This is a genomic window from Mesotoga infera, from assembly GCA_011045915.1.
Classification (GTDB): domain Bacteria; phylum Thermotogota; class Thermotogae; order Petrotogales; family Kosmotogaceae; genus Mesotoga; species Mesotoga infera_D.
This window is the reverse complement of the sequence record DSBT01000196.1, coordinates 1-1,696: the sequence shown is the minus strand read 5'-3', so window position 1 is coordinate 1,696 and position 1,696 is coordinate 1. Positions and strand designations below refer to the sequence as shown.

The 1,696-nt window shown below is 46.2% G+C and carries 3 protein-coding genes; all 3 read right to left on the bottom strand.

Translation table 11 applies throughout. From position 1 onward, the window contains the following. The coding region (locus tag ENN47_07215) for a threonylcarbamoyl-AMP synthase (GenBank protein ID HDP77957.1) at nucleotides 1–411 on the bottom strand (411 nt) is incomplete at its 3' end. A 14-nt stretch (nucleotides 412–425) separates the two neighbouring features. Continuing rightward, a complete protein-coding gene (locus tag ENN47_07210) occupies nucleotides 426–665 on the bottom strand; it encodes a DUF2905 domain-containing protein (protein ID HDP77956.1) in 240 nt (79 codons plus the stop codon). Nucleotides 666–930: 265 nt separating this feature from the next. Next, nucleotides 931–1,398 (bottom strand): GNAT family N-acetyltransferase, encoded by a 468-nt coding sequence (locus tag ENN47_07205; GenBank protein ID HDP77955.1) that lies wholly within the window; start codon nucleotides 1,396–1,398, stop codon nucleotides 931–933. Nucleotides 1,399–1,696 lie beyond the last annotated feature (298 nt).

Genomic DNA, 1,696 nt, shown 5'->3' with positions numbered 1-1,696 from the left:
CGAGAGTCGTATCAGTTCTTGGGCCACCCGGTGGGAAGGAAATCTGACGGCCACACTCTTCAGCCCCGCAGTAACGGAGTCAGGTATTTCCTTGCTTTTTTCGAAGATCAACGTCACTGGCCCTGGCCAGACAAGATCCATTAGAGCCGAAAAACTTTCGACATCTTGTGATACGATTTGTTTCAACATTTCCATGGTAGAAATGTGAACTATCAGTGGATTGTCCTGGGGCCTGCCTTTTGCCTCAAAAATCTTCATGATGGCCGTCTCATCAAAGGTATTCGCGCCCAGTCCATAAACAGTCTCCGTAGGAAAAACGACAAGTTCGCCTTTCCTGATTAGTTCTGCAGCCTTCTTCAGAATTGCTTCATCGGGGTTCTCGGAATTCACCCGTAAATAGGCAGTATCCATTCTTCCTCCGTCGATTAAAGAAACCTTCTAATTACTCTCCAGAGCCAAAGGGCTCCCGTAATTATAACACTCACTATTAGTCCGGAAGTGATCGGGAGCCACAATTCGAAATTACTTAGGTTTATGTGAATGTCTCCAGGAAGTCTTCCAAAATTCAGACCGACTCTTCGCAGCAGAAATAGAACAAGCGCGACCGTTATACAGACAAGCCCAATTCTGATCAACAGTTTCTCAAGATACTCCAGAAGAATCACCTCTTTGCCTTCCAGATAGATTATAGACCCTTTTCCGGCTCGGCAAATTGAGCGTCCGTGAAGTCAATACCATCCCATAACACGAAAGATGTTGTAGTGCCTTCAAAAAGCCAGAAAGTGAAAATACGCCGCAGGCTATCACGGTAAACCTCACATGAGCGCTCTACGGAGGGGAGATGACCATAGGCTCTAGCAAACCAGACAACATGCATGGTTTCTGAAGTCAAGGCGATTCGACTCTAGAGCGGCAACCTGTTTGCGCAGTTCATTCCGATTCGTTCAATCTGAGCATGAAGTCGGCCGCATCGGTTCTTTCTTGCCATCCCTGCTTTGAGTAGAATCCTCGGCGATAAGACTCTCTCGACCTTATGTTTATCAGCCTTATCCTGCAGCAGCCTCTCTTTTTGGATTCATTTACCGCGCTTCTCAGGAGCTCTCCTCCGATGCCCTTTCCCCGCCAGGGTGTTTTCACAAACAACTCTCCAACATAACCTTCGGCGCCACCCATGAACAGATAAGGCATAAAATGCACGCTGGCGTATCCTGTCAACTCATCATTCTCTTCTGCTACGAGAATGAGGTGATCGTCTTTCTCCACACTCCACTGAACCATCTTTTCAATACTCTTCAAGTATGTTCCCTCTTCAAAACCCTTGTTCTTCATCCATCCGATATCGATGATGATATCCTTGAGACCAGCAACATCTCTTGGCTCAACTTCTCTTATCGTCAATTCGTTCACACTCCTTCATCATTGTTAGCTCAAGGCGATTATTGCATTGAACATTGATCAATAGCAATCACTTCATCCTCGGTCCCGAAAACAGCCTTCCTTAATGATAACCGGTCGCTGCCGAATAAAGACATCACTGACTCATCAGGCGAAAAAGCTCATTGGATAAAACTCCTGCTATGATTGTGCCTTTACATTGAAAGATGCGATTACATTCTCGCCAGCTTTTTTCTGAACCGAAGCTGGCCCGATCCCTTCAAGCAAATGATCCTCAGGCGGAAAAAGAGAACCGCTCATT